Source organism: Pseudomonas sp. 14A (assembly GCF_018132745.1).
Classification (GTDB): domain Bacteria; phylum Pseudomonadota; class Gammaproteobacteria; order Pseudomonadales; family Pseudomonadaceae; genus Aquipseudomonas; species Aquipseudomonas mercuritolerans.
The window spans coordinates 227,759-247,134 of record NZ_JAGRQJ010000009.1 but is presented as its reverse complement, the minus strand read 5'-3'; the positions used below and the strand labels follow the sequence as shown (position 1 = coordinate 247,134).

Sequence of the window (19,376 nt, the reverse complement as noted above, 5' to 3'; positions counted from 1 at the left end):
GTTACGACTAGCGAAATTGCGCGAGGAACCGCAAGTCGTTGTCGAAGAACAGACGCAAGTCGTTCACGCCGTAACGGAGCATGGCCAGACGCTCGACGCCCATGCCGAAGGCAAAGCCGGAGAACTCTTCCGGGTCGATGCCAGACATGCGCAGCACGTTCGGGTGAACCATGCCGCAGCCCATCACTTCCAGCCAGCCAGTCTGCTTGCAGACGCGGCAGCCTTTGCCGCTGCACATCACGCATTCCATATCGACTTCAGCGGATGGCTCGGTGAACGGGAAGTACGAAGGACGGAAACGCACGGCCAGTTCTTTCTCGAAGAACACCCGCAGGAATTCTTCGATGGTGCCTTTGAGATCGGCAAAATTGATATCGCGATCGACCAGCAGGCCTTCGACCTGGTGGAACATCGGCGAATGGGTGATATCGGAGTCGCTGCGATAGACGCGGCCCGGGCAGACGATGCGGATCGGCGGCTGCTTGGATTCCATGGTGCGGACCTGGACGGGCGAGGTATGGGTGCGCAGCAACATGTTGGCATTGAAATAGAAGGTGTCATGCATCGACCGGGCCGGGTGATGGCCTGGGATGTTGAGCGCTTCAAAGTTGTGGTAGTCGTCTTCGACCTCAGGGCCTTCGGCGATGCCGTAGCCAATGCGGGTGAAGAACTGCTCGACGCGCTCCAGAGTCCGGGTGACCGGATGCAGACCGCCAGAGGTCTGGCCACGGCCCGGCAACGTCACGTCGATGGATTCGGCAGACAGTTTGGCAGCCAGTTCGGCTTCTTCAAACAATGCCATGCGCGCATTGAGAACGCCTGTAACACGTTCCTTGGCAACGTTGATCAGCGCGCCGACTTGCGGACGCTCTTCTGCCGGCAGATTCCCCAGGGTCTTCATCACCTGAGTCAATTCGCCCTTCTTGCCAAGGTATTGAACCCGGATTTGCTCCAGGGCATTGATATCTTCAGCGCTTTGCACAGCCTCTAGTGCTTGAGAGACCAGCGCATCCAGGTTTTCCATGTACAGACTCCAGATACAAAATAGGGGAAGAGCTTGAAGGCTCTTCCCCTATTTATGACGTTTAACACCTGGCCCCACAGAGGTGAGGCCGGGTGACTGTCGGGGGTACTTAAGCCAAGGTGGCTTTAGCTTTCTCGACAATCGCAGCAAACGCCGCTTTTTCGTTCACTGCCAGATCAGCCAGAACCTTACGGTCGATCTCGATGGACGCTTTTTTCAGGCCAGCGATGAAACGGCTGTAGGACAGACCGTTAACACGAGCACCAGCGTTGATACGAGCGATCCACAGAGCGCGGAACTGACGTTTTTTCTGACGACGGTCACGGTAGGCGTACTGGCCTGCCTTGATTACCGCTTGCTTGGCAACACGGAATACGCGGGAGCGTGCGCCGTAGTAGCCTTTAGCAAGTTTCAGAATTTTTTTGTGACGCTTACGGGCAATGACGCCACGCTTTACACGAGCCATGAGTTACTTCCTCTATTCTTGACTAAATTAACGAAGGCGCAGCATGCGCTCGACTTTTGCCACGTCAGACGGATGCAGCAAGCTGCTACCGCGCAGTTGACGCTTACGCTTGGTCGACATTTTAGTCAGGATGTGGCTCTTGAAAGCGTGCTTGTGCTTGATGCCGTTAGCAGTTTTCAGAAACCGCTTGGCAGCACCACTTTTGGTTTTCATTTTTGGCATGTTCGGATACTCCGCATTCAGTTGATAAACATAATCAGAAGGCCTGCCGTGCCCTGTTGATTACTTCTTCTTTTTCGGGGCGATGACCATGATCAGCTGGCGTCCTTCCATCTTAGGATGCTGTTCGACCGAACCGTACTCGAGCAGGTCTTGTTCAACCCGCTTGAGGAGTTCCATCCCCAGCTCCTGGTGGGCCATCTCACGGCCGCGGAATCGCAAGGATACCTTGGCCCTGTCCCCGTCACTCAGGAAACGTACCAGGTTGCGCAGTTTTACCTGGTAATCCCCTTCCTCCGTCCCTGGACGAAACTTGATTTCTTTAACCTGAATCTGCTTCTGGTTTTTCTTTGCCGCGGCAATCTGCTTCTTCTTCTCGAAGATCGACTTGCCGTAGTCCATCACCCGGCAAACAGGCGGGACTGCGTCTGCGGAAATTTCCACCAGATCAAGCTTTGCTTCTTCAGCGATACGAAGCGCTTCATCAATCGAGACGATGCCAATCTGCTCGCCATCAGCGCCAATTAACCGAACCTCGCGTGCCGAGATATTCTCGTTGATCGGGGCTTTCGGTGCAGCTCGTTTATCTTGTCTCATTTCACGCTTAATAATAATTACTCCGAATCTGGGCGACCACGCCGGGAAACCGCTTGCGCGAGAAACTCAGCGAACTGGGCGACGGGCATCGAGCCCAGGTCAGCACCTTCACGAGTACGCACAGCGACAGTCTGCATCTCGACTTCCTTATCTCCGATAACCAAAAGATAGGGAACCTTGAGCAAAGTATGCTCGCGGATTTTAAAGCCGATCTTTTCATTTCTCAAGTCGGACTTGGCACGAAATCCGCTTTCGTTGAGAGTTTTTTCAACCTCTGCAACAAAATCTGCCTGTTTATCAGTGATATTCATGATCACCGCCTGGGTCGGCGCGAGCCACGCAGGGAAAGCACCTTCGTAGTGCTCGATCAGAATCCCGACGAAACGCTCGAAAGAACCGAGGATCGCGCGGTGCAACATCACAGGGTGTTTGCGGCTGTTGTCTTCAGAGACGTATTCAGCGCCCAAACGGACAGGCAGGTTAAAATCGAGCTGCAAGGTACCACACTGCCAGACGCGACCGAGACAATCTTTCAGCGAGAACTCGATCTTCGGCCCGTAGAAAGCACCCTCGCCCGGCTGCAGATCGTACGGCAGGCCAGCAGAATCAAGGGCTGCAGCCAATGCTGCTTCAGCGCGATCCCACAGCTCATCGGAGCCGACGCGTTTTTCCGGACGAGTGGACAGTTTCATCTCGACTTCGGTAAAGCCGAAATCGCGATAGACGTCCATGGTCAGCTTGATGAACGCAGCGGACTCGGCCTGCATCTGCTCTTCGGTGCAGAAAATGTGCGCGTCGTCCTGGGTGAACGCTCGCACACGCATGATGCCGTGCAACGCACCCGACGGTTCGTTACGGTGGCAGGCACCGAACTCGGCCAGACGCATCGGCAACTCGCGGTAGCTTTTCAGGCCCTGATTGAACACCTGCACGTGGCACGGGCAGTTCATCGGCTTGATGGCGTAGTCGCGGTTTTCCGACTGAGTGGTGAACATGTTGTCGGCATAGTTGGCCCAGTGCCCGGATTTCTCCCACAGGCTGCGGTCGACGACTTGAGGAGTCTTGATCTCAAGGTAGCCGTTGTCGCGCTGGATCTTGCGCATGTACTGCTCGAGCACCTGGTACAGAGTCCAGCCATTCGGGTGCCAGAACACCATGCCCGGGGATTCTTCCTGGGTATGGAACAGGCCCAGGCGCTTGCCGATCTTGCGGTGATCGCGCTTCTCGGCTTCTTCGATGCGCTGGATGTACGCCGCCAGCTGTTTCTTGTCAGCCCAGGCGGTGCCGTAGACGCGCTGCAACTGCTCGTTCTTGGCGTCGCCACGCCAGTAGGCGCCCGACAGCTTGGTCAGCTTGAAGGATTTCAGGAAACGCGTGTTCGGCACGTGCGGACCGCGGCACATGTCGACGTATTCTTCGTGATAGTACAGACCCATGGCCTGCTCGTTCGGCATGTCTTCGACCAGGCGCAGCTTGTAGTCCTCGCCACGGGCCTTGAACACTTCGATCACTTCGGCGCGCGGAGTGACTTTCTTGATGACGTCGTAATCCTTCTCGATCAGCTGTTGCATGCGCTGTTCGATGGCCGCCATGTCTTCCGGCGTAAAAGGACGCTCGTAGGCGATGTCGTAATAGAAGCCTTCGTCGATGACCGGGCCGATGACCATCTTCGCGGTCGGGTACAGCTGCTTGACCGCATGGCCAACCAGATGCGCGCAAGAGTGGCGAATGATCTCCAGCCCCTCTTCATCCTTTGGCGTAATGATTTGCAGGGTCGCGTCGCTGCTGATGATGTCGCTGGCGTCGACCAGTTGGCCATTGACCTTGCCCGCGAGCGTCGCCTTGGCCAGACCTGCACCAATGGATGCGGCGACCTCGGCTACGGAAACCGGGTGATCGAATGAACGTTGACTGCCGTCGGGAAGAGTAATAGTTGGCATGGCGCCTCCTCTCCTAGTGGTGACCCCTACCAAAGGTCACGTGGGTTGGGATGAGCCAGTACAAGATCCGATCCAGGCCATTCAATGACGAACGCCTGCCTTACAGCGGCAGGAGCCTTGCGGCCAACCGGAAAACCGAACCAGAGTGACTGGGATTCAAATCGAAAAAATTCGCACGCCGACCGCCTCGGGACTGAAGGTCATCCGAAGCCTGAGAACGCTTGAGCCCGGCATGCTAGCACAGATGAGCGGTCGCTCACGCCCTGATTTGGCAGAAGGCGAAATGTCCGATTTTATGCCAGAGTGCTGAACTTGATCGGCCCTTGCGCCCTCAGATAACAAGACATTGACCCACAAGGAGCATCCTCGCATGCGTCTGAAAAGCTTATTCGCCATCGTCGCCCCCGTCGTTCTGCTGCTGCCACTGAGCGCCCATGCCGACTGGCCGAAAGGCGAGCGCGAAAAGTACATGGCCCAGTGCACTCAGGCTGCGACCCAGCAAATCGGTGCTGCAGCGGCGAAATCCCACTGCGCTTGCGGAGCTGACGCCATCAAGTCCTATCCGGCCAGCGACATTCAGGCGCTGATGGACAACAAGGCGACTCCTGAATTGCAACAGAAAGCCCTTGGCCAGATCGCCAAATGCAAGGCAAATACCGCCCCGAAAAAATAATAAAACCGGGTATTAACATCGGCTGAAAGGCGGAAAAAAGTGCTGGAAATGAGCCTTTTCAGACGATTTATGCAGGTTTTACAGGTTTTTTTATCGTCTTTACGTTTCGCTGAAAGCCTTTCAAACCGGGGCTTTCAGCAGAAACGGGTGGTAAAGAAAACACGACTGATTGGCAAACAGCACGTCCGGGGGGCTACCAAAGCGAACATTTCGACTATGATACCCGGGTGTGCCCAGTTGGCCTGAGCAGCACAGTACTACTGAAAATATATGTTTCTTGGAGATACACCATGTCTAATCGCCAAACCGGCACCGTTAAATGGTTCAACGATGAAAAAGGCTTCGGCTTCATCACTCCTCAAGGTGGCGGTGACGACCTGTTCGTACACTTCAAAGCTATCGAATCCGACGGTTTCAAAAGCCTGAAAGAAGGCCAGACCGTCTCTTTCGTGGCTGAGAAAGGCCAAAAGGGTATGCAAGCTGCACAGGTTCGCCCAGAGTAATTTCTCGGCGCACTAAAAAAACCCCGTCCAAGTGACGGGGTTTTTTATGTCTTGGACAAAGTGTTCAGCCGCAATTGACGCGGGTAACCACCAGGTTGTTGTCGGTGTTCAGATTCAGGCGATCGGAGCGGTATTCCAGGGTGATCATGTCGTTTGGCTTGAGGAAGCGCGCATTTTGCGCCCCAGCCTTGGCACGTGCCTGATCCAGCAATTCAGGGGATGCCTTCTTGCCGATGGCGAATTGCGCTGCCGATGCTTCGCAGCGGCTGCTTCCCGATTCAGCCGCCACGGGCTCCTTTGCCGACTCGCTGGAGGTTGTGCTGCAACCAGCCAATAGCGCAGCGGCCATAAGTGCACCCAGTGTCGCGAACTTCAAAGGCATGAAGCCTCCTTGTTTTCAAATGTTTAAGCAGAGATCGTGCGACCGCCAATGCGGCGTTTGGTTTCAAGGCTCAAGCCATGCCCTGGCCCACGAGCGGAAAAATGCCGAGTGTGCCTGAGCTGCGCGCAGCGACTCAGCAAACAATCGTGACTGAATATTAACGACATCAATAAACGTCGATGTAGTCATAAGGCGGATTCGGCCAGTTGTCCCTGAGCGCGTTGTAAATCTGCATCACCCAGACTTCATCGCTGGCTGCGACGTTACCCACATAGCCGGAGCCTTTTGCCCAGGTTTCCAGGCGAAAAAGAAGACCGTCGATATCCTGCCCACCGGTCACGGTGGACAGATAGGCGATGCCGTCTTTGGTCACGCGCAATTGGTTGTGTACGTCGTCACTGGCCGAGGCGAGCAATTGGCGCACTGCTTCGAGTGTGAGGCCGTCAGGGCTATTCAGATCGATGTGCACAACAGGGTCCTTGGCAAGCCGGAAAAGACCAAGTGTCGCATAGCACTCCGCTCATGCCTAAGTCGCAGTGCCAAACGCCGCGCAAAATGGTTAACTCGAAAAACAGACATCCTGACCTTTCGAGCCTCCTCATGACCAGTGTAAGCATCGACGCCGCCATCAACGCCAGATGGGCCGAAGGACACAGCTCTTACAGCCCCGGCACGACGGAAGAACTGGCGTTGATCGGCATCGATTTACTGGTCAAGGAGTTGGGAATAGAAGCGGCGCAACATTTCATCAATCAGGTATTCGAACGCTATCCGATCGGTCAGGCTGAACAGGCACAGTGAAAACCCGCAGACAACAGCCTGCGGGTTGACGACTTATTTCAGACGCTTCAAGCGCTCGGTCAGCAGGTCAAAGAATCCCTGGGCATCGCCATTTTCGACCCAGAACGCGTTCTTCGGTGCTTTCAAACCGTCGTACCAGTCAACGATGGTCTGGCCGAATGTCGGTCCTTCACGGCTATCCACCACGACGTTGACCGCACGGCCGGTGAACAGCTCAGGCTTGAGCAGGTATGCCACAACGGTCGCGTCATGCACCGGGCCGCCGGGAATGCCGTAGTGCTCCATATCGCCCTTGATGTATTCGTTGAGAATGTCGCCGACGATTTTGCTCGCATTGTTGTTCAGCGCGGCGATCTGCTTCAGGCGTGCATCGCTGGTCAGGATCTTGTGGGTCACGTCCAGCGGCAGATAGGTGAGTTTCACCCCGCTCTTGAGCACCACCTCGGCAGCCTGCGGATCAGCGAACAGGTTGAATTCAGCGACGGGGGTAATGTTGCCACCGTTGAAATGCGCCCCGCCCATGATCACCACTTCCTTGATGCCCTGAACGATTTCCGGTTCCTGGATCAACGCCAGAGCCAGGTTGGTCTGCGGGCCGAGCATGGCGATAGTGATGCTGTGCGGTTTGGCGGATTTAAGGGTGTCGATCAGATAATTGACCGCATTGCCTTTCGCCAGGCCTTTCTTCGGTTCGTGAACCGTCACGCCCGACAGGCCTTCCTTGCCATGAATATTCTCGGCGTAGATCGGCGTGCGCATCAGCGGCCTCGGTGCGCCAGCGTAAACCGGCACGTCTTCGCGCCCTGCCCATTCGCGAGCCAGCCGCGCGTTGCGCGAGGTCTTGTCCAGGCGCACATTGCCCGCGACGGTGGTCAAGGCACGGATATTCAATTCATCCGGCGAAGCCAGGGCAAAGAGCAAGGCGACCACGTCGTCAGCGCCTGGATCGGTGTCGATGATCAGGTCGATCTTTTCCGCCGCCTGTGCGCTGGTCGCAGTAATCACGGACAAAATCAGCAGCCCCCGAAGCAGTTGATGGAGTTTTTCAGCATAGCGTTGCATAGCGCATTCCTTGTGCAGGTGAGATCGGAAATCAGAATGTAACCCCGGCGACCAGAACGATGTTGCAGTACGGCTGACATTCTCCTGTACGAATGATCGCCCTGGCTTGTCGGCTCAGTACCTTGAACTGCTCGTGGGTGAGCAGATCCCTACGGCCCAGCGCGCCCTCTTCGTTCAAAGCATTCAGATCGCCCAGTGCCGTCGGTTGCTTGTCGAAAATCTCCTTGGCCAGCACATGGCTTTCCACCTGCATCTCGCTGAGCACGACTTTCAGCGTGCTGACGAAATCAGGGACGCCATGGGTCAGTGCCAGATCAATCAATTCGACACCCGGCGGCACAGGCAAACCGGCATCGCCAATCACGACCATGTCACCGTGGCCAAGAGAAGCGATCAGTCGCGACAGCGCGACGTTGAGTAATGGAGTCTTTTTCATGCGGGTCTGAACGCCTGTACTTCGGACATGGTTGGAATCGACGGTTGTGCACCGGCACGGGTAACCGACAGTGCCGCAGCGATCTGACCGTAGCGGATCGCCTCGGCTTCGGATTTGCCATTGGCCAGCGCTGCGGCGAAGCCGCCGACAAAGGTGTCACCCGCCGCCGTGGTATCCAGCGCCTTCACGGTCGGCGCGGGGAAGTGTTCGAATCCCTTGCCATTGGCGAACAAAGAACCCTGCGCGCCCAAGGTGACGATGACTTTACCGGCGCCCATGGCGATCAATTGGGTGGCAGCCGTTTCTGCCGACTGCAGCGAGTCGACAGCGAGCCCGCTCAATGCAGCGGCTTCGCTCTCGTTGGGGATCAGGTAGTCGATCGCGGCAAACCAGTCTGCCGGCAAAGGGCGACTGACTGGCGCCGGGTTAAGAATCACTGTTTTGCCCAGTTCACGTGCACGCTTGAGCGCATGCCCGACCGTCGCATCGGGAATCTCGAGCTGACAGATCACTACATCGGCGGCCCGCAAAATTGCGTCAAAGCGCTCGATTACCGCCGGCGTCATCGCGCCGTTGGCACCGGCGACAATCACGATGGCGTTCTGGCTGTTGTCATCCACCACAATCAGCGCGACGCCACTGGAATCCTCAACGACACTGACAGCCTGGCAGTCGATGTGCTCGGCGAGCAAGGCATCGCGCAATCGCACACCGTAGTCGTCATTTCCCACACAACCGATCATCGCCACCTGCGCGCCCAGACGAGCAGCGGCAACTGACTGATTGGCGCCCTTGCCGCCCGACACCGTGGCAAAGGAATGACCAATCAGCGTTTCACCGCCGCGCGGCAGTCGTGGCGCCCGGGTGACCAGGTCCATGTTCAGGCTGCCTATTACCACTACATTTGCTGGCATACATCACTACTCATCAATTCGGTTTCAGCGATATTCGGTGAACACGCCGGACAGCGGCGCGGTCGATTCGCGCAGGACAATGCTCGGGGTCACGATGCGTTGATCGGTGCCCGAGTCCGGCGCAGCAATTCTGCGCAACAGCACTTCGGCGGCCATCTCGCCCAGTTGCAGGATCGACTGGCCGACCGTGGTCAGCGCCGGATAGACATAACGGCTCATCTGGATGTCATCGAAGCCGATCACGGACAATTCAGCCGGCACCCTGACATTCCGTTCCGCCGCCGCACGCAGCACACCGATACCAATCATGTCGTTGCCGGCAAAAATCGCGCTGGGCGGATTGCTTTCAAGCAGCCGGGCAGCGGCGTTGTAACCGCCGGTGCTGGTGAAGTCGCTTTCCAGCATGCGCTCTTCGCGTACCTCGATTCCCGCCTCTTGCAGCGCTCGGCAATAACCGGCCTGACGCATTTGCGCCACGCTGGTACTGGCCGGACCGCCGATGGTGGCGATGTCGCGATGCCCCAACTCGAGCAGGTGACGGGTTGCCAGATAAGCGCCGTATTCGTGGTCGATGCGCACCAGATCGGCATTTACACCTTCCAGGCCCCGGTCAACGATAACCATCGGCGTCTTCACGCCTGCCAGCCCTTGCGCCAGACCAGTGTCACCGCCGGCGGAGGCGACGATCAAACCGTCGATGCGTTTTTCCAGCAACACGCGCAGATAACTGCGCTGCTTGTCCGGATTGTCGTCGGAGTTACAGAGAATCACGCAGTAACCGTTGCGCTCGCAGTAATCCTCGATTCCCCGCGCCAATTCAGCGAAGTACGGGTTGAGACTATTAGGTACCAGCAAACCGATGGTCGCAGTGGTCTTGGCTTTCAGCGAGCGCGCCACGGCACTGGGAACGTAGTCGAGGCTCTTGATCGCCGCCTCGACTTTGCGCCGCACTTCTTGACTCACCGGGCGGGTGTTATTCACCACGTGCGACACGGTCGTGTAGGAAATACCCGCAAGCGCCGCTACATCCTTGATCGTTGCCATGGTTCAGCCCCGGCGACTGGCGCGTTGACTGCGATAGGTGTCGAGCACCACAGCGATAACGATTACCGCACCGGTGATGATGCGCTTGGTCGGCTCCGTCGCACCAATCTGCGCGAGACCGGCCGCGAGTACGGAAATGATCAACACACCAAAGAAAGTGCTGATCACCGAACCGCGCCCGCCCATCAGGCTGGTACCGCCGATAACCACCGCTGCGATCACTTGCAGTTCCAGGCCCGAACCTGCGTTCGGGTCAGCCGCCTCCAGACGCGAAATCTGAAACAGAGCGGCAATGCCCGCCAGCAGGCCCATAAGGCTGAACACCAGAATCTTGTAGGGCTTGGGATTAATCCCGGCCAGACGAACCGCCTCTTCGTTGGTGCCGATGCCGATCAGGTAGCGGCCGAAAACCGTGCGGGTCAAAACTGCCTGCGCGATGAAGATCACCAGTAAAGCGATGATGAACGACGGGGAAATGCCGAACGCGATCGGATTCGACAGCCAGGCGAACGCATCGCCAATGTAGGCAGTGCGCGACCCGGTCATCTGATACGCCACACCGCGGGCCATTTCCAGCACGCCGAGGGAGACGATGAACGACGGAATCCGCCAGGCCACGGTGATCGAGCCAGTGACGGTCCCGGCCAGAGCCGCCACCGCCATGCCGAGCAGCGCCGCTGGCAAAACGCTCCAGCCCCAGCCGAGAATCGCAACGCTGACCGTCGATGCGGCCAACGCCAGCACCGAGCCGACGGACAAATCAATGCCGCCGATGATCAGCACAAAGGTCATGCCTACCGCCAGCACCATCAGGTCGGGAATCTGGTTGGCCAGGGTGCTGAAAGTGTTGTACGAGAGAAAATGGCTGCTCAAGACCGAGAACAGCGCAATCATCGCCAGCAAGGCACCGGCCAGGCCCAGATAAGTACCCAGGCCGAAGAAATTGCCACTACGTTTACTGGCAGAAGATGCAGTTTTCATGGGAGATCCCTAGGCGCTGCTTCATTGAGCAACGCATCACGTTTCTGGTAGCCGGCGAAAGCGGCGGCAAGCAAATCATCCTGGGTCCAGCTGTCGCGCTCGAAGGTGTCGATCAGACGTCCCGCCGAGAGCACGCCGATCCGGTCGCAGATCAGCATCAACTCACGCAAGTCACTGGAAACCACGACCAACGCCTTGCCCTGGCGGGTCAACTCTCCGAGCAAACCGTAAATATCGAACTTGGCACCGACATCGATCCCGCGAGTCGGCTCGTCGAACAGCAGCACGCAACAGTCGCGCTCCAGCCAACGGCCGATCACGACCTTCTGCTGATTGCCGCCGGACAGTTCCGAAACCAACTGCGTAGGGCTCGAGCTGCGGATGCGCATGGCCTCGATCTGACGTTGCGCCAGGGAAATTTCGTCGCCGTTGTTGACGAAACCGCCACTGGAGATTTCCGGCATGTTGCCCAAGGCGATGTTGGCGCTGATCGACTGACTGAGCAGCAGCCCTTCGCCTTTGCGATCCTCGGTGATCAGCGCAATGCCGTTGCGTACCGCATCGACAGGCGAGCGAACACTCACAACCTTGGCCGGCGAGCCGAGCGCGATGGTGCCGCTGTCGGCAACATCGGCACCGAAGATCAGCCGCAGCAACTCCGTGCGCCCTGCCCCGATCAATCCGGAAATGCCGTAAATCTCGCCGGCGCGCACCTCGAAGGAAACGTCGCGAACTTTATCCGAACGCGTCAGGCCGTTGACCGTCAACGCCGGAGCGCCGATCTTGCGCGGCCCCATGTCGATGTGTTCGCCCAGTTCGCGACCGACCATCAAGGTGACCAGTTGCTCGCTGTTGTAGTTGGCCATCGGCTCGACGCAGACCAGATTGCCGTCACGCAGCACAGCAATGCGTTGCGCCACACGCGCCAGTTCTTCGAGGCGGTGAGAGATATAAATGATGGAAACGCCGCGAGCCTGCAGTCGCGTGATCTGCTCGAAGAGCATTTCGACTTCGCGCGCCGTGAGCATCGCGGTCGGCTCATCGAGGATCAACACGTGGCAATCGCCGATCAGGTTGCGCGCGATTTCGACCATTTGCTGATGACCGATGCCCAACTCGCCGACCAGCGTGTCCGGGTCGATCGCATCGAGGCCGACCTGCGCCATGGCTTCGATCGCCGCCTTGCGCAATTGCTTGCGGCTGATCCAGCCCGCGCTGCTCGGCAGATTATCCAGAAACAGGTTTTCCGCGACCGACAGCGTCGGCAACAGATTGAGTTCTTGCATGACCATGCGCACGCCAAGCTCTTCAGCCTGGGTACGGCTGCCCGGACGGTAGTCCTTGCCGTGGAATTGCATCTGGCCGGTAGTGGGTGTGACCAGACCACCAATGATCTTCGACAGGGTACTTTTGCCGGCACCATTTTCGCCGGTCAGCGCCAGTACTTCACCGCGCATCAGCGTCAGATCGATGCCGGTGAGCACCGGTTGCGCATAGGTCTTGCCGATACCGCTGACCGAGAGGACAGCGTTCGGGGCGGAAACTGACATAGAAATCTCCATGCGCTCGCCCGGACGGACGAGCGCCGTTGTGTCGCCAGATGACTTACTGGGTGACCAGCTCGACCGGTGTTTCGATCACGCCGTTGGCACCGCTGTCGACTTTCTCGCCCTTGATGATTTTCAGCGCGGTTTCGATGCCGAACACGGCCTGCTTTGCAGCAAACTGGTCAGCAGTGGCCAGCACACGACCGTCCTTGAGCATTGGCTTGATGGCATTGATGTTGTCGTAACCGACGACTTTCACCTGCCCTGCCTTGCCAGCGGCACGGACTGCGGAAACGGCGCCGACCGCCATGCTGTCGTTACCAGCCAGCAGTGCTTTGACATCGGGGTATTCACTGAGGATCGAAGCGGCAACCTTGTTGCCCTTGTCGATTTCCCAATCACCGGATTGCAGCGAGACCACTTTGATCTGCGCAGCTTCCATCGCGTCCTTGAAACCGGCCGTACGCGCCTGCGCGTTGGTGGTGGTGGACACGCCTTCGATGATGCCGACCTCGTCGCCCGCCTTCAGTTGCTTGGCCAGATATTCGCCAACCAGACGTGCACCCTTGCGGTTGTCCGGACCTACGAACGGCACGTTGATGTTTTTGCTTTTGACCACGGCGGGATCGAGCTGGTTGTCGATGTTGATCACCGTGATACCGGCGTCTACGGCCTTCTTGATCACCGGCACCATGGCCTTGGAGTCAGAAGGCGCGATCACCAGTGCATTCACCTTGGCCAGGATCATCTGTTCGACGATGCGGGTCTGGCCGGCGGTGTCGGTTTCGTCTTTGATACCGTTGGAGATCAGATCGAAATCGGCGGAGTGTTCTTTCTGGTAGGCCTTGGCGCCGTCTTCCATGGTCAGGAAGAATTCGTTTGCCAAGGATTTCATGACCAGCGCGACTTTGGGTTTTTCTGCGGATTCGGCGAACGCCGAGGAGACAGGTAGTGCGGCGGCTGTGGCAGCCAGCATAGCGACAGCAAGAAGACGTGCGGCGAATGGCAGCTTCATGGGTTCACTCCGATCTTATGATTATTGTGAGCAACGTTTGCGCTGACGTAAGCTACGTCACGGCTCCGACAGCAGATGCCCTTCCAAGCCGCGCAAACGTTTGCGTAGACCGAACTATGAGAATACCGCCGACATTTGTCAACAATCAGAAATCGTCTTTTGTTGTAGGCCGAATCGCTGAGCTGGCCATCTGACGCTTCAGGCGGTCGTGTTGACCAAGCCCCCGCTGGTAGCGCTTTTCGACATTTCCTTGACCAATGCACCCGCTACTTCCGCCAGTGCCGCGCTGGTTTGCGCAATCTGGCCCTGGATCGACATTACTGCCTGGGTTTTCGCTTCAGGCGTCGGATAGCTGGCAGCCTGAGCGGCAGCCAGTTGCTGTTGCTGCTCCTGGAGTTGCTTTTGTAATTCCTTCATCCGCTTGAGCAACGTCTTGACGGTGATGCTGAGATTGCTGTCAGCCTCGGTTTCACTGTTTTCCTGCACAGGACCACCACCGGTTCTGACCTGATTCTTCTCAGTCTTCTCGGTACCCAGCGCCTGCGCCGATGCCTCATTGGTCGCGTCGTTCAGGCTGTTGATAGTCGCTGCAGTTTTACCGCCGATGGTGACTGCAGCGGGATTGGCAAAACCGACCGTCAGTGACATGTGAACTCCTAAGATTTGGTTTCCTTGAGGACGCATCGGCCTTAGAGCACATTTCTTTAGCGGGGATTTGTCACCCGCCTGGCTTTTCAGAGATTGCCTATCGGCGAGCCGAACACGAATCCGCCTATCGTTCGGAATCCCGGATGGATGGATCCTCAACGATGCTCCAGCCCTCGACAATTATTGATTTAAATCATTGGGTTAAACATTTTCCGCCAGCACATTACGCATGGTATGAATCCTGCTCCCCTCCTTGCACCTCGAGCATTCAGATCGGCTTGGGGCGCATCTAGATGAACCTGCATCAGCACCGTCTCACGACTAGAGAGAAAAATAATGAAATCTGCTTTCAATACTTTGATTCCGGGCGCATTGGCCCTCCTCCTGCTCCTGCCTACTGCCCTTCAGGCAAAAGAAGTCGAAACCCAGACCAAACTGGCGAACGTCGTTATTCTCGCCACGGGCGGTACCATCGCCGGCGCTGGCGCCAGTGCCGCAAACAGTGCCACTTACCAGGCAGCGAAAGTCGGTATCGAACAACTTATCGCCGGCATCCCCGAGTTGAGCAAGCTGGCTAACGTGCGTGGCGAACAAGTCATGCAGATCGCTTCGGAAAGCATTACCAACGACAACCTGCTGCAATTGGGTCGTCGCGTTTCCGAACTGGCTGACAGCAAGGACGTTGACGGCATCGTTATCACCCACGGCACCGACACCCTCGAAGAAACCGCTTACTTCCTGAACCTGGTCGAGAAGACCGACAAGCCAATCATCGTCGTTGGCTCGATGCGTCCGGGCACTGCCATGTCGGCAGACGGCATGCTCAACCTGTACAACGCCGTAGCCGTGGCAGGCAGCAAAGAAGCGCGCGGCAAAGGCGTGCTGGTCACCATGAACGACGAGATCCAGTCCGGTCGCGACGTCAGCAAAATGATCAACATCAAGACCGAAGCTTTCAAAAGCGCCTGGGGTCCACTGGGCATGGTTGTCGAAGGCAAATCCTACTGGTTCCGCCTGCCAGCCAAGCGTCACACCATGGATTCGGAATTCGACATCAAGGACATCAAGAGCCTGCCTGATGTAGAAATCGCCTATTCCTACGGCAACGTCGGCGATACCGCCTACAAGGCACTGGCGCAAGCCGGCGCCAAAGCGATCATCCACGCCGGCACCGGCAACGGTTCGGTATCGTCCCGCGTGGTTCCATCGCTGCAAGCGTTGCGCAAGGATGGCGTGCAGATCATTCGCTCGTCCCACGTCAACGCCGGAGGTTTTGTCCTGCGTAACGCCGAACAGCCTGACGACAAATACGACTGGGTTGTCGCTCACGATCTGAACCCGCAAAAAGCCCGCATCCTGGCGATGGTCGCGCTGACCAAGACCAACGACAGCAAAGAACTGCAACGGATGTTCTGGGAATACTGATTGATCTTCGCCTGATCACTTCTCGATCGGGCAATTGCGCACCACTTGCCAACTTGGCAGGTGGTGCCTCGCTTACAACCCTCAAGCATTTTTCCCACACAAATCTCGACAAGCCTTACACCAAAATCAGAAACCCGCTGTCAGAGGATTTTCTTGAATTTTAAGCAGTTGCGAAATCGCTTACAGTTAAATACTGTATGCACGTACAGCTTAATAAGGATAACCTCGTGGCCACCTCTCCTGCTGCTCCTGACGCCTACGAACGCATGGGTATGCGCGTTCAGAAAATCATCAATTCCCCCACCGCACAAAAAGCCAAAGCCGCACTTATTTTCCGTTTGCCGGATGAGCCGATGGATGACTGGGAGCGCCTGCTTGAGGAAATCGACGAGAACGACAACGTTACCCTCGCTTATCGCGATGACGGTGGCGTGCAGATTTTTTGGGTTGTGCCGAAGGAAGATTGATTCAATGAGTGTCCGGTGTATTGCTTTGCTGTTGCTGATTTTCGCTGTGGGCGCCCAGGCTGGCGCGCCACGAACCTTTTCCGAAGCCAAGAAAGCCGCGTGGAAACTCTACGCGCCGCAGTCCACCGAGTTTTACTGCGGCTGCAAGTACACCGGCAACAAAGTCGATCTGAAGGCTTGTGGTTATGTGCCGCGCAAAAACGCCAAGCGTGCGTCGAGAATCGAGTGGGAGCACATCGTGCCGGCGTGGCAGATCGGACATCAGCGACAGTGCTGGCAGCAAGGCGGACGCAAGAATTGCACACGCTACGATCCGGTGTATCAAAAGGCCGAAGCTGACTTGCATAACCTGGTACCGAGCATCGGTGAAGTCAACGGTGACCGCAGCAACTTCAGCTACGGCTGGTTGCCAGTGCAGTCCGGTCAGTACGGTTCCTGCCTGACGCAGGTCGACTTCAAGGCGAAGAAGGTCATGCCCCGCCCTTCGATTCGCGGCATGATCGCCCGCACATATTTTTATATGAGCAAACAATACGGACTGCGCCTGTCCAAACAGGATCGACAGTTGTACGAGGCGTGGGACAAGACCTATCCAGTGCAGGACTGGGAGCGTCAGCGCAACCAAAGCGTGGCATGTGTGATGGGGCGCGGCAACGAATTTGTCGGCTCGGTGAATCTGAAAGCCTGCGGCTGATTGCAGCATAAATAAAAAGGCCTCGAGCGTTATGCTCGAGGCCTTTTTCATGTCTCTTCAACCTGTTTTGAAGGCGCTTCGCTTATGGCGTGAGCGGATGCTCGATCACCACCGATTCGATATTTTGTTTCTTGGCTTTTACCAGCGCTGCATCGACCTGCACCTTTCGCGCCTCGGCGTCAGCCTGGGAATTGAACGGACCGATCAGAATTCGTGTTTTACCGCTGCCGTCCTTGACGACCGTCGGAACGAAAGCATGCTCGATCAACCAGCCGCTCAGGTCACTGACTGCCTGCGGAGTTTCGCCACGCACTTCCAGATCCCACTGTGGCGCGGCGGCCGCCGGCGCTGCCGCGACCTTCGTCTCAGGCTTCGGCGCATCTACATTCCTGCCTTCACCGCAGCCTGCCAATGCCAGTGCCGCTACCAGCCAAACCAATTTGCGCACAACGCTTTCCTCGGAATTCACAAAGCAGGGATCTTAGCATTCAAAAATACTTCGCGAGCCCCGCAAAATGGGCACAAAACAACGAGAATGATGATTGCAGCCTCTGTATAGTTACGCCCTGGGAATTAATGCCGCTTCTGCGCGTCAGAAAGAGGCACCCAAACCGTGAGACTTCGCACTAATCTATAGATACCACCGACCTCTGCACTGTCTGAATCAGGTGCCCTACAAAGCAATCAAGGAGAAGACCATGCTGATACTCACCCGCAAAGTCGGTGAAAGCATAAACATTGGTGATGACATCACGATCACCATCCTCGGAGTCAGCGGCCAACAGGTCCGCATCGGCATCAACGCTCCGAAAAACGTGGCAGTGCACCGTGAAGAAATTTACCAACGCATCCAGGCCGGCCTGACCGCTCCGGACAAGCCGCAAACGCCCTGAGCCACTTAGCATTACGTAGCCAGTCCTATTGCCGTCGCGCAAGACTGGCTAAAGATTCACGCGCCGTTTAGCCATCCGCATTTCACCCCGCTGGGCACGGCGCCTGAAGCATGCTGACTCCTTTCACTTGCCTCTCCCTCTTTTCTTGCGCCGATATTACCTTTCACTTCTGGAGCTGGCTGTCGGACGTTTCCGATAGAGCGCGGAGAATTTCGCCTTTTCTCGTACCCGCCAAACGCACGCATCGCTCCGGTGACCAGCAGCGTCAACGCCGAAAGCCCCCACAGGTTATCGGCGAGCAGAACGCGCTTGGCCGCTCCCGTACCCGACGCCAATAAGCTGGACGCTCTGCCACGCGCCAGCACTGCCCAAAAGGCCAAGGCAAACGCAAACAGGTGAATCGCCGCAAGAATCCACTGACTCAGCATCGACGCGCTCCTCTATAAAGAGTCGAAAATCGGCCAGTCATTAGTAGTCGAAAAAACGGCGCCTCGCTCGGAGGTGGTGGAGCGACGGATTGCCAAATGCCAAATCGCAGGCAAAAAAAATCCCAAGCAGCTGATGGAAGCTTGGGATTTAAAAATGCATAAACCGTGGTGGTGAACGCGAGGCAGATGTTACTTAAGTTCACAACCACCAACAAGGCTTTTTCGATAACCGGTTGGAGAAAAAAATCTGTAAGTCTTTCATTAGTCACATTTTTTTAACGAAAAATCAGAAAAACAACCGTCTGCCAGCCGATGAAAGCCGGAGTCGAATGCAATCCCCCCCCCGGGGACAACAGAAAATTGTTTCAGTTTTATGCTTCAGAAAATATTTTTCCCGTAGAATATCCACCTGAACAGAAACAGATCGAAAATCAGGTCAAGGAAGAATTCGTGGGACGCATTACCGCTGCTGTATGGCCTCTACTTTCCATCTTCGCTTTCTCCGCCAGTGCAATTGCTGCACAGGACGATTACTACGCGGGCTACTCTATCGTGAGTGTTGATGGCGACATGCCGATCCGCACCGTGATAGTGAAGCGGGTCAGTCAGGATTTCGTTTCCTATCGCGGCTTTCAATTCGATTGCACCAATCAGGCGCTGAGTCAGAGCGGATTCTATAACGCCCCTGATCTGGCTCTTGGCGAATTGGCCAAGGTTACCCCTTCGTCAGGCAACTACACATTCATGACTGACCGCGCCCGCGCTAAAGCTTGTGACATCGAGAGCTCGCAAACTCTAGGTGGACTGAATCAGCCGCAGCCTCAAGGACCTTCCTGAATCTGCTCGCAAATCCACCCCGGCGTGACATGAATCAGCACAGTTTGCTCGAGTGACTGCCCGGAATGGCTGATCAGGCCCAATCTGATCAGCCATTCGCCAAAATCAACAGCCAGACGAAACCGGAGCCATCGCCATTTTCCGCGCCATGGGCTTCGCCAAGTACGCCGCCGCTATCTAAGCCCCACCCCACCGAACCGATCAAATTATCATCTCAGCCAGTCGACCTTCTGACGACGCATGAAGGGCTGTTCCATGCCGTTTGCTGCAAATGAAAAAGGAACGCACTGAGCGGAAGATGTGTTCGTTGGTCGCCTGCTTGAAGTTTGCCCAAACATCAGACAACAAAAAAGGGCTCACCTTTCGGTGAGCCCTTCCAG

At 56.6% G+C, this 19,376-nt stretch carries 25 protein-coding genes; 8 read left to right on the top strand and 17 right to left on the bottom strand.

Annotated elements, in window-relative coordinates; translation table 11 throughout:
- Nucleotides 1-7 precede the first annotated feature (7 nt).
- From pheS to thrS, 5 genes are all read right to left on the bottom strand, one after another.
- The gene (gene pheS, locus PS14A_RS09100; protein ID WP_003226365.1) at nucleotides 8-1,024 is read right to left on the bottom strand and encodes a phenylalanine--tRNA ligase subunit alpha; all 1,017 of its coding nucleotides are present in this window, start codon (nucleotides 1,022-1,024) and stop codon (nucleotides 8-10) included.
- Nucleotides 1,025-1,133: 109 nt separating this feature from the next.
- Nucleotides 1,134-1,490 (bottom strand): 50S ribosomal protein L20, encoded by a 357-nt coding sequence (rplT, locus tag PS14A_RS09095; protein ID WP_002553161.1) that lies wholly within the window; start codon nucleotides 1,488-1,490, stop codon nucleotides 1,134-1,136.
- A 27-nt stretch (nucleotides 1,491-1,517) separates the two neighbouring features.
- Complete coding sequence (gene rpmI, locus PS14A_RS09090) at nucleotides 1,518-1,712, bottom strand: 50S ribosomal protein L35 (RefSeq protein WP_002553160.1); 195 nt, start codon at nucleotides 1,710-1,712, stop codon at nucleotides 1,518-1,520.
- A gap of 60 nt (nucleotides 1,713-1,772) precedes the next feature.
- Nucleotides 1,773-2,324 (bottom strand): translation initiation factor IF-3, encoded by a 552-nt coding sequence (infC, locus tag PS14A_RS09085; RefSeq protein ID WP_169432615.1) that lies wholly within the window; start codon nucleotides 2,322-2,324, stop codon nucleotides 1,773-1,775.
- A complete protein-coding gene (thrS, locus tag PS14A_RS09080; protein WP_024012407.1) occupies nucleotides 2,324-4,246 on the bottom strand; it encodes a threonine--tRNA ligase in 1,923 nt (640 codons plus the stop codon). The genes infC and thrS overlap by 1 nt, the downstream gene beginning before the upstream one ends.
- Nucleotides 4,247-4,616: 370 nt before the next feature.
- Between thrS and PS14A_RS09075 the strand changes: the two genes are divergently transcribed.
- Together PS14A_RS09075 and PS14A_RS09070 are read left to right on the top strand one after the other, a co-directional pair.
- Entirely contained in the window at nucleotides 4,617-4,919 is a 303-nt protein-coding gene (locus PS14A_RS09075; protein ID WP_130899498.1) for a hypothetical protein, read from the top strand.
- A gap of 290 nt (nucleotides 4,920-5,209) precedes the next feature.
- Nucleotides 5,210-5,422, top strand: a complete 213-nt coding sequence (locus PS14A_RS09070; RefSeq protein WP_003179963.1) for a cold-shock protein — start codon at nucleotides 5,210-5,212, stop codon at nucleotides 5,420-5,422.
- A gap of 64 nt (nucleotides 5,423-5,486) precedes the next feature.
- Here the strand turns inward: PS14A_RS09070 and PS14A_RS09065 are convergent, their stop codons facing one another.
- Complete coding sequence (locus tag PS14A_RS09065; protein ID WP_130902656.1) at nucleotides 5,487-5,804, bottom strand: I78 family peptidase inhibitor; 318 nt, start codon at nucleotides 5,802-5,804, stop codon at nucleotides 5,487-5,489.
- Nucleotides 5,805-5,970: 166 nt separating this feature from the next.
- The gene (locus PS14A_RS09060; protein ID WP_130911082.1) at nucleotides 5,971-6,273 is read right to left on the bottom strand and encodes a hypothetical protein; all 303 of its coding nucleotides are present in this window, start codon (nucleotides 6,271-6,273) and stop codon (nucleotides 5,971-5,973) included.
- A 131-nt stretch (nucleotides 6,274-6,404) separates the two neighbouring features.
- Here PS14A_RS09060 and PS14A_RS09055 point away from each other — a divergent pair, with 131 nt between their 5' ends.
- Nucleotides 6,405-6,605 (top strand): hypothetical protein, encoded by a 201-nt coding sequence (locus PS14A_RS09055; RefSeq protein ID WP_130911081.1) that lies wholly within the window; start codon nucleotides 6,405-6,407, stop codon nucleotides 6,603-6,605.
- A 33-nt stretch (nucleotides 6,606-6,638) separates the two neighbouring features.
- Here the strand turns inward: PS14A_RS09055 and PS14A_RS09050 are convergent, their stop codons facing one another.
- From PS14A_RS09050 to PS14A_RS09015, 8 genes are all read right to left on the bottom strand, one after another.
- Nucleotides 6,639-7,667, bottom strand: a complete 1,029-nt coding sequence (locus PS14A_RS09050) for a nucleoside hydrolase (RefSeq protein WP_212615816.1) — start codon at nucleotides 7,665-7,667, stop codon at nucleotides 6,639-6,641.
- A gap of 31 nt (nucleotides 7,668-7,698) precedes the next feature.
- Entirely contained in the window at nucleotides 7,699-8,103 is a 405-nt protein-coding gene (gene rbsD, locus PS14A_RS09045) for a D-ribose pyranase (protein ID WP_212615814.1), read from the bottom strand.
- Nucleotides 8,100-9,017, bottom strand: coding sequence for a ribokinase (gene rbsK / locus PS14A_RS09040; protein WP_212615812.1), 918 nt, complete (start codon nucleotides 9,015-9,017; stop codon nucleotides 8,100-8,102). The genes rbsD and rbsK overlap by 4 nt, the downstream gene beginning before the upstream one ends.
- Before the next feature lie 24 nt (nucleotides 9,018-9,041).
- Nucleotides 9,042-10,061: a LacI family DNA-binding transcriptional regulator gene (locus PS14A_RS09035; protein WP_212615810.1), complete on the bottom strand. Its 1,020-nt coding sequence runs from the start codon at nucleotides 10,059-10,061 to the stop codon at nucleotides 9,042-9,044.
- Nucleotides 10,062-10,064: 3 nt separating this feature from the next.
- Nucleotides 10,065-11,042 (bottom strand): ABC transporter permease, encoded by a 978-nt coding sequence (locus PS14A_RS09030; RefSeq protein ID WP_212615808.1) that lies wholly within the window; start codon nucleotides 11,040-11,042, stop codon nucleotides 10,065-10,067.
- A complete protein-coding gene (locus tag PS14A_RS09025) occupies nucleotides 11,039-12,592 on the bottom strand; it encodes a sugar ABC transporter ATP-binding protein (protein ID WP_212615799.1) in 1,554 nt (517 codons plus the stop codon). The genes PS14A_RS09030 and PS14A_RS09025 overlap by 4 nt, the downstream gene beginning before the upstream one ends.
- Before the next feature lie 55 nt (nucleotides 12,593-12,647).
- Complete coding sequence (locus PS14A_RS09020) at nucleotides 12,648-13,604, bottom strand: sugar ABC transporter substrate-binding protein (RefSeq protein WP_024012403.1); 957 nt, start codon at nucleotides 13,602-13,604, stop codon at nucleotides 12,648-12,650.
- 198 nt (nucleotides 13,605-13,802) lie between these two features.
- A complete protein-coding gene (locus tag PS14A_RS09015; RefSeq protein WP_212615798.1) occupies nucleotides 13,803-14,252 on the bottom strand; it encodes a hypothetical protein in 450 nt (149 codons plus the stop codon).
- A gap of 336 nt (nucleotides 14,253-14,588) precedes the next feature.
- Here PS14A_RS09015 and PS14A_RS09010 point away from each other — a divergent pair, with 336 nt between their 5' ends.
- From PS14A_RS09010 to PS14A_RS09000, 3 genes are all read left to right on the top strand, one after another.
- Nucleotides 14,589-15,677, top strand: coding sequence for an asparaginase (locus tag PS14A_RS09010; protein ID WP_212615797.1), 1,089 nt, complete (start codon nucleotides 14,589-14,591; stop codon nucleotides 15,675-15,677).
- Nucleotides 15,678-15,874: 197 nt separating this feature from the next.
- Nucleotides 15,875-16,144: a DUF1654 domain-containing protein gene (locus PS14A_RS09005; RefSeq protein ID WP_016774035.1), complete on the top strand. Its 270-nt coding sequence runs from the start codon at nucleotides 15,875-15,877 to the stop codon at nucleotides 16,142-16,144.
- A 4-nt stretch (nucleotides 16,145-16,148) separates the two neighbouring features.
- Nucleotides 16,149-16,838, top strand: coding sequence for an endonuclease I family protein (locus PS14A_RS09000; protein ID WP_137215737.1), 690 nt, complete (start codon nucleotides 16,149-16,151; stop codon nucleotides 16,836-16,838).
- An 82-nt stretch (nucleotides 16,839-16,920) separates the two neighbouring features.
- Here PS14A_RS09000 and PS14A_RS08995 read toward each other — a convergent pair whose 3' ends face one another.
- The gene (locus tag PS14A_RS08995; RefSeq protein ID WP_137215738.1) at nucleotides 16,921-17,286 is read right to left on the bottom strand and encodes an SPOR domain-containing protein; all 366 of its coding nucleotides are present in this window, start codon (nucleotides 17,284-17,286) and stop codon (nucleotides 16,921-16,923) included.
- Between the two features lie 250 nt (nucleotides 17,287-17,536).
- On the opposite strand from PS14A_RS08995, the gene csrA reads away from it, so the two are divergent.
- Nucleotides 17,537-17,731, top strand: coding sequence for a carbon storage regulator CsrA (gene csrA / locus PS14A_RS08990; protein ID WP_003179932.1), 195 nt, complete (start codon nucleotides 17,537-17,539; stop codon nucleotides 17,729-17,731).
- Nucleotides 17,732-17,787: 56 nt separating this feature from the next.
- Here the strand turns inward: csrA and PS14A_RS08985 are convergent, their stop codons facing one another.
- Nucleotides 17,788-18,159, bottom strand: coding sequence for a DUF2214 family protein (locus tag PS14A_RS08985; RefSeq protein ID WP_212615796.1), 372 nt, complete (start codon nucleotides 18,157-18,159; stop codon nucleotides 17,788-17,790).
- A gap of 360 nt (nucleotides 18,160-18,519) precedes the next feature.
- On the opposite strand from PS14A_RS08985, the gene PS14A_RS08980 reads away from it, so the two are divergent.
- Nucleotides 18,520-18,996, top strand: coding sequence for a hypothetical protein (locus PS14A_RS08980; protein WP_212615795.1), 477 nt, complete (start codon nucleotides 18,520-18,522; stop codon nucleotides 18,994-18,996).
- The last annotated feature ends 380 nt before the right edge of the window (nucleotides 18,997-19,376 follow it).